The following is a 7,884-nucleotide window of genomic DNA, read 5'->3' on the forward strand; positions in this document are numbered from 1 at the left end:
GCTCGGATGGCATTGTGAGGCCATGAGTCAGCGAGTCAACGGCGTCATCTCCCGGGCGAAGGGCGCGCCCGTCGAAGTCACCACGATCATCGTGCCGGACCCGGGGCCGGGCGAGGCGGTGGTGAAGATCCAGGCCTGCGGGGTCTGCCACACCGACCTGCACTATCGCGAGGGCGGCATCAACGACGACTACCCGTTCCTGCTCGGCCACGAGGCCGCCGGCGTGGTCGAGTCGGTCGGGGCCGGCGTGACCGAGGTCGCACCCGGGGATTTTGTCGTGCTCAACTGGCGGGCGGTCTGCGGCGAGTGCCGGGCCTGCAAGAAGGGCAAGCCGTGGTACTGCTTCGCCACGCACAACGCCACGCAGAAGATGACTCTGGAGGACGGCACCGAGCTCTCGCCGGCACTGGGCATCGGTGCGTTCATCGAGAAGACGCTGGTCGCGGCGGGCCAGTGCACCAAGGTCGACCCGCAGGCGCGTCCGGCTGCGGTGGGCCTGCTGGGCTGCGGGGTCATGGCCGGCATCGGCGCGGCCATCAACACCGGCGGGGTCACGCGCGGTGACTCGGTCGCGGTCATCGGCTGCGGCGGGGTCGGTGACGGCGCGGTGGCGGGTGCGGCGCTGGCCGGAGCCACCACGATCATCGCCATCGACACCGACGACCGCAAACTGGAGTGGGCCCGCGGCTTCGGCGCCACCCACACGATCAACGCGCGCGGCGCCGACGTGGTGAGCGCGGTGCAGGAACTGACCGGCGGCTTCGGCGCGGATGTCGTGATCGAGGCGGTTGGCCGACCGGAGACGTACAAGCAGGCCTTCTATGCCCGTGACCTGGCCGGCACCGTCGTCCTGGTCGGCGTGCCCACCCCCGAGATGACCATCGAGTTGCCGCTCGCCGACGTTTTCGGCCGCGGCGGCGCGCTCAAGAGCAGCTGGTATGGCGACTGCTTGCCGACCCGTGACTTCCCCATGCTCACCGAGCTCTACCGCCAGGGCCGGCTCGACCTGGACAAGTTCGTCACCGAGGAGATTCGCCTCGACCAGGTCGAGGAAGCCTTCGCCAAGATGCACAGCGGCGACGTCCTGCGCTCAGTGGTGATCTTCTGATGGCCGCCCGCGTCGACCACGGCATCACCAGCGGCACCTTCTCCCTGGATGGTGAGACCTTCGACGTCGACAACAACGTGTGGGTGGTCGGCGACGACAACGAGTGCCTGATCATCGACGCCCCTCACTCGGTGGAGTCGATCCTCAAGCTGGTGAACGGCCGCAAGGTGGTGGCCGTCGTCCTGACCCACGCCCACGACGACCATGTCCGAGTGGCTCCCGAGCTGGCCGGACGCACCGAAGCGCCGCTCTTGCTGCACCCGGCCGAGGAGGTGCTGTGGAAGCTGACCCATCCGGGCCTCCCGATGCCGGCTGCGCTCAGTGACGGCCAGGAGATCGCAGTCGCGGGCACGACCCTCACGGTTCTGCACACCCCCGGCCACAGCCCCGGCGCAATTTGCCTCTACGCACCGGCGCTGAGCTGCGTCTTCACCGGCGACACGCTCTTCCAAGGCGGCCCGGGCGCCACCGGTCGCTCCTACAGCGACCGCCCCACCATCGAGCGCTCCATCCGCGACCGCCTTCTGATGCTGCCGCCGTCGACGGTCGTGCACACGGGTCACGGCGACGACACCACAATTCAGAAGGAGCAGTTCTAGGTACGGGTACCGCTGAGCTGGCTCGACCGTGGGGCTGGGCTGGGCGGCGCGAGGATTGCTCGCGCCGCTGCCTCAAGTCGCGCGAGCGGAGGCCGGCACCGCCTGATCAGCCAGCAGATCAAGCGACAAGGCCGCCGTCCAGCTGAACGTGGGCGCGCCGATTCCCTCCCCCGACTTCGGGTGGAAATACTCGTAGTGCCCGGACTCCTCGATCAGCCGGATCATGGCGGTGCGCAGATCCTCCGCCTCCACCCGGTACCCGTGCACCAGCATGCCGCGGCGCAGGAGCCAGTTGACGTTGATCCAGATCGGTCCGCGCCAGTAGCGCAGGGTGTCGAAGTCCGGGGAGGTGCGGTCAAAGCTTGGCACCGGCAGGCCCGTTGTCTCCGGCAGGCCGAAGCGGGGTGAGGCGGCCTCGGCCATGATCGCGGCGGCCTGGTCCTCCGGGAGACCCGGCAGGATAAGGGGGACCATTCCGTTGATGGCTCGGGCCGGGCTGAGCTGGCCGGTGCGGAGGTCGCGGGAGCGGAAAGTGCGGGACTCGGCGTCCCACAGGCGCTGGGAGATTGCCGTGGTGATGCAGCGTGCGCGTTCGACGTGCCGCCGGGGATCCGCGCCGACGACTGCCGCGATGTGCGCGAGTGTCAGTTCGGCGGCGGCCAGGATGGCGTTGAACGCCGGGCATTCGACCACGAACCCGTGCCGTTCGGCCAGGTCGGTATCGGAGTAGCCGCGGTCGCGGTAGGTGAGCACCAGGCCCAGGTAGCGGGCGTAGTCAATGTCCAGCGGGCGGTGTGCGGCGTCGGCGACCTCGAGGTCGCGGCGTTGAAAGCGGACCAGCAGGTTCATGTCCGCCGGTACGCCGGCCATGGCGCTGTCCCACGACGGGCTGTTGTCGAGCCCGGACTCCCACGGGTGCACGATGCTCGCGAGCCCGGTGCCGGCTGCGTCGCGGTGCAGGCTCAGATAGTCCTGTTGAGCAACCAGCCGGGGATAGAGCCACTTGAGCTGTTCGCCAGCCTCATGGGCGCAGTCTGCACCGTGCGCCGAAGCGCGCCGGTAGACCTCCCAGACGGCTACGGCGTGCAACGGGGGCTGCACGAGTCCGGTGCTGCCGCGGGCTGCACGCCGACCGTACGCCGGGACATCCCAGAAGGCCGGGCCCGGGAAATAGTCACCCTCCGCGGTGCGGGGGTCGAAGACGATGTGCGGCACCCGGCCGTCCGGCCATTGCGCTTCGAAGAGGCTGCGAAGGTCGCGCCAGGCGCGCGTCGGGTTCACGTAAGCGAGCCCGATGGCGGTGAAGGCTGCGTCCCAACTCCATTGGTGGGGATACAGGCGGCGCGAGGGGACCATGTGGTCGTGCGCCCAGTTGGTTTCGAGTACGACAGTTGCGGAGTTCCAAAGATCAGCAGACATATCCTGGATCAATACGGGAGCGGAGAATGCATCGGGCTTGTCCATCTATAGCCCTTTCCGCTCCAGAACCGCGCAAACACTGCCTATCGGGTGACGAATGACTCCCCTGGGCAATATCGACAACCCGACGAGTGCGGAAAAGCCCACTTCTTGAAAGAGGACCTAAGCGCCGATCTCGAGCCACAGCCGGCTCCGGCGCCCCGGCAGGTAAGGCGAGTCCAACCGTTTGGCGACCACACCCTGCAACCCCTGAGCCCGAGCCGCCTCCAGCGCGAACTCCCCACCGCCCGGAAAGTACGGCGGCGTCTGCCAGTTGTCGCCGGTCAGGTTCAGCCCGTCGAGCAGCTCCCGGCGTTCGGCGTAGCGCAAAAGCTCGACGGTGGAGTGGCCCTCCAGCCAGAGCAGGTCATAGATGAGCAGGTGGACGGGGGTGCGCTCGGCTGCGCGGCGGGCTGCTCCGGAGTCGCGGGGGGCTTTACGGCGGGCCAGGTGTTCCGATGACACCTTGGTGCCGTCGAACGCGACGATCTCGCCGTCGAGCACGGCTTCGGCCGGGGCCAGCGCGGCGCCCAGGGGCCGGATCTCCGGGTACCAGGAGGTGGCGTCCTCGCCTTCAGCTGTGGTGAGCCGGATGCGACCGCCGGAAACGTAGGCCAGAGTGCGGCGGCCGGCCCAGCTGAGTTCGTACCCCCAATCTTCGTCGTCCTTCGGAAGGCCCGGCGCCTTTGTGGCCAGCATCGGTTCGGCGGCCTCGGGGATGCTCTGCCAGCCCGGCTCCGGGGGGTCCATGCGGCGGACCATCCAGTCACGGCCATCGGTCTGAAAGAAGACATAACGCCCAGAGGTACGGTCACCATGGAACGTGACACCTATCTCATCGTCACGCCACTTGTCCGTCTCATACGTGCCCCGATCGTGGATGGTCATCTGGCCGCCGCCGTATTCGCCAGCCGGAATCTCACCCGAGAAGTCCAGGTATTCCAGTGGGTGGTCCTCGGTGTGCTTGGCCAAATGGTTGCGGGCGCGATCGCGGGGCAGGCCACGGGGGACAGCGAAGGAAACCAGCACGCCGTCGCGCTCCAGCCGGACGTCCCAGTGCAGGCTGCGGGCGTGATGCTGCTGGATGACGAACCTGGTACGGCCGGTCGGGCGCGGGCGGTTTGCCGGGACGGGCTCGGGGGTCCGCCGGGCATCACGCTTGCGCCGGTATTCCTCAAGTTGATCGGCCATCCAGCGATTGTCCGCCGGAGTTACATCGCTGTCATTCGCTGGAATGTCGTACCCCGGTGCTTGGGTAGGTCCATAAATGCCGAAAGGGCCGCTCGGCTCCCGCATGTCATCGTCTGGCGCAGCGTCGTCCCACCCGGGCCGCCGGCTGGAGCATCCTGCCCGACGGAAGGCGCCATGCCGGTGACGCTACGAGCACTCCGGACCGCTCGTTTTGAATAAATCGGACAGGTCGACCGCCGTGGGTTCCGCCTCATCGTGGCGCCCGGTAGTGTCTTGGCTCCGACGCGTATCGAACCCCCCTCGGAGGCGTTGCTGCGATGACCCTGCGGATCCTCGTCGTAGGTGGCGGTATCAGTGGTCTAGCGGCAGCCCGAGGCCTACGGGTGGCCGGCTTCCGGCCCGAGGTCGTGGAGGAACTCCCTGCCACCATGGCTCCCGGCGCGGGCATCTACCTGCCCGGCAACGCGGCACGTGCGCTGCGCCTGCTCGGGCTCGATGCGCCGCTGCGCCCGCTCGGTGACCTCATCTTCCGGCAGGTGTTCCAGGACTCCGCCGGCCGCGGGCTGTTCGAGATGGACGTGGCCGCGCTGTGGGCCGGAGTCGGTGAATCACGCGCGCTCGCCCGAGCCGACCTGCAGCAGGTGCTGCTGACGGGGGTCGGGGGTGAGGTTCGTTACGACACTGCCGTACGTGAGATGGACCTCATGGACAGTGCGGTCAAGGTCGAGTTCGGCGACGGCTCGGTGGCCGAGTACGACCTCGTGATCGGTGCCGACGGACGCCGCTCGACGGTGCGGGCCAAGGCCGGGCTGGGCGGGGCCGCCACGCCGACCGGGCAGGTCGTCTACCGCAGCGTGGTCAGCGGGGGCCCGGTGCTCAGCGACTGGACAGCCCTGCTCGGCGACCGCTCCCAGTTCGTGGCCATGCCCATGGGTGGCCGGCGGCTGTATGTCTACGCCGACGAGACGGCCGTGGCGGGCACCGAGAACCCGGCCGACCCCAAAGCCCGGTTGCGTGAGCTCTTCGGCGGGTTCGGCGGCTGCGTACCGCAGATCCTCGACGTCATCGAGAAAGTGCAGGTCGCCCGCACCGACGAGGTCGTCCTCGACACGCCCGCCCAGGGCTCGGTGTTGCTGGTCGGTGATGCTGCCCACGCCACCGCGCCGACGCTGGCCCAAGGTGCCGCCATGGCGCTGGAGGATGCCGTGGTGCTGGGCGAGGTGCTCAAGCAGTCCGGCGGCGATGTGCCGGCCGCGCTGGCCTCGTACCAGAATCGCCGCCGGCAGCGCTGTGACCTCGTGCGCGAGCGGACCCGTGAGCGCGACACGACCCGCGATATGGCGCCTGCGGAGCGCGACCTTATGCTGCGGGAGCGGGGCCAAGAGATCTTCTCGGATCAGTACCGGGAGCTTACCGAGCCGTTCTAGACCTGGGTGCTCTTTGGTCACCCCGCGCCCGCCGGGGGTCGGTGGGGGACTATTCTGCCTGCGAGGTACGCCTTTAATCAGGGCGTACGCAGTGGGACGAACGAGACACCGGAGGCTATCCGTGACGACCGTTGCGCCTAAGCCGATCGTGACCCGGCCATGGCCGGTCAGGCAGCAGGTCAAGGGCTCGGCCCTCGCGCGGATCCTGCGGACCACGGACGCGAAGCAGATCGGGATCATGTACATGATCACCGCGTTCGTGTTCTACATGCTGGGCGGCATCATGGCCCTGCTCATGCGCACCGAGCTGGCCCGTCCGGGCATGCAGCTGCTGTCGCCCGAGCAGTACAACCAGTTGTTCACGATGCACGGCACGATCATGCTGCTCTTCTTCGCGACGCCGATCGTCTTCGCGTTCGCGAACTTCCTGGTCCCGATTCAGATCGGCGCGCCCGACGTGGCGTTCCCCCGGCTGAACTCCTTCGCGTACTGGCTCTACCTGTTCGGTGGCACGATCACCATCGGCGGGTTCCTGACGCCCGGAGGCGCGGCTGACTTCGGCTGGTTCGCCTACACCCCGCTCAGCGACTCGCTGCACTCGCCCGGCGTGGGCGGCAACATGTGGGTCGTCGGGCTGGCGCTGTCCGGCCTCGGCACGATCCTCGGTGGCGTCAACATCATCACCACCGTGATCACGCTGCGGGCGCCCGGCATGACGATGTTCCGCATGCCGATCTTTACCTGGAACATCCTGGTCACGATGCTCCTGGTGATCATGGTCTTCCCGTTCTTCGCGGCGGCCCTGTTCGCCCTGGCCGCCGACCGCGTGCTCGGTGCCCACGTCTTCGACGTCGACACCGGCGGCCCGATGCTGTGGCAGCACCTCTTCTGGTTCTTCGGCCACCCCGAGGTGTACATCGTGGCGCTGCCGTTCTTCGGCATCATCACCGAGGTCATCCCGGTCTTCAGCCGCAAGCCGGTCTTCGGCTACAAGGGCCTGGTCGGCGCCACCCTGCTGATCGCCGCCCTGTCGATGAGTGTGTGGGCGCACCACATGTTCGTCACCGGCCAGGTGCTGCTGCCGTTCTTCAGCTTCCTGAGCTTCCTCATCGCGGTGCCCACCGGCATGAAGTTCTTCGTGTGGATCGGCACCATGTGGCGCGGCCAGATCAGCTTCGAGACGCCGATGCTGTTCGCCATCGGCTTCCTCGTCACGTTCCTCTTCGGTGGTCTGTCCGGCGTGCTGCTGGCCGCTCCGCCGATCGACTTCCACGTGTCGGACTCGTACTTCGTCATCGCGCATTTCCACTACGTGTTGTTTGGCACGATCGTGTTCGCGGTGTTCTCCGGCATCTACTTCTGGTTCCCGAAGATGTTCGGCCGGATGCTCGACGACCGCCTCGGCAAGGTGCACTTCTGGCTCACCTTCATCGGCTTCCACGCCACCTTCCTGGTGCAGCACTGGCTCGGCGCCGAGGGCATGCCCCGCCGGTACGCCGACTACCTGCCCAGCGACGGCTTCACCTTCCTCAACACGTTCTCCACGGTCGGCTCGTTCGTTCTGGGCGCCTCGACCCTGCCGTTCATCTACAACGTGTGGAAGTCCTACAAGGTCGGCGAGCTGGTCACGGTCAACGACCCATGGGGCGCCGGCAACTCCCTCGAGTGGGCCACGTCCTCGCCGCCCCCGCTCCGCAACTTCGACAGCATGCCCCGCATCCGATCCGAGCGCCCGGCCTTCGACGCCAAGTACCCCGAACTCGCCGCCGGCGAGCAGTCGATCGCCGGCCCCCCGGAAGGCGGCGCCCGCTTCCTCACCGCCGAATCCGACGGCGGTGCCACCTACAAAGAAGACCAAAGCGACGGCCGCAAGTACTGACCCTCGCCCCCATCTCTTCCGAAGCCCGGCCCGGTTACTGACCCGGCCGGGCTTCGCCCTGTCTTTAGGGGCTTGGGCTCGCTTTGGGCTGCAGATGAGCCGCTCAGACGTGCCGTTTGGATGCGTCCAGGCGGTCGCTTCTCGCCCAGCCGGGGTCCGCCCGCACGGATCCGGCTGGGCGAGAAGCGACCGCCTGGACGCATCCAAACGGCACGTCTGAGC

At 67.8% G+C, this 7,884-nt stretch carries 6 protein-coding genes; 4 read left to right on the forward strand and 2 right to left on the reverse strand.

Features of this window, described 5'->3' with window-relative positions:
• Window positions 1–22: 22 nt before the first annotated feature.
• On the forward strand, window positions 23–1,108 hold the full coding sequence (locus tag TFC3_RS05815; protein ID WP_067496609.1) for an S-(hydroxymethyl)mycothiol dehydrogenase: 1,086 nt from the start codon (window positions 23–25) through the stop codon (window positions 1,106–1,108).
• Entirely contained in the window at window positions 1,108–1,707 is a 600-nt protein-coding gene (locus TFC3_RS05820; protein WP_067496613.1) for an MBL fold metallo-hydrolase, read from the forward strand. Before TFC3_RS05815 ends, TFC3_RS05820 begins: the two co-directional genes overlap by 1 nt.
• Before the next feature lie 72 nt (window positions 1,708–1,779).
• On the opposite strand, the gene TFC3_RS05825 is transcribed toward TFC3_RS05820, so the two are convergent.
• Complete coding sequence (locus TFC3_RS05825) at window positions 1,780–3,126, reverse strand: trehalase family glycosidase (RefSeq protein WP_067496616.1); 1,347 nt, start codon at window positions 3,124–3,126, stop codon at window positions 1,780–1,782.
• A 162-nt stretch (window positions 3,127–3,288) separates the two neighbouring features.
• Complete coding sequence (locus tag TFC3_RS05830; RefSeq protein WP_067496621.1) at window positions 3,289–4,356, reverse strand: DNA polymerase ligase N-terminal domain-containing protein; 1,068 nt, start codon at window positions 4,354–4,356, stop codon at window positions 3,289–3,291.
• Between the two features lie 317 nt (window positions 4,357–4,673).
• On the opposite strand from TFC3_RS05830, the gene TFC3_RS05835 reads away from it, so the two are divergent.
• Both TFC3_RS05835 and ctaD read left to right on the forward strand, forming a co-directional pair.
• Window positions 4,674–5,783, forward strand: a complete 1,110-nt coding sequence (locus tag TFC3_RS05835; protein WP_067496624.1) for an FAD-dependent monooxygenase — start codon at window positions 4,674–4,676, stop codon at window positions 5,781–5,783.
• A gap of 121 nt (window positions 5,784–5,904) precedes the next feature.
• On the forward strand, window positions 5,905–7,662 hold the full coding sequence (gene ctaD, locus TFC3_RS05840; protein WP_067496626.1) for a cytochrome c oxidase subunit I: 1,758 nt from the start codon (window positions 5,905–5,907) through the stop codon (window positions 7,660–7,662).
• Window positions 7,663–7,884: the final 222 nt, after the last annotated feature.

The organism is Actinoplanes sp. TFC3 (assembly GCF_001553785.1).
Taxonomy (GTDB): domain Bacteria; phylum Actinomycetota; class Actinomycetes; order Mycobacteriales; family Micromonosporaceae; genus Actinoplanes.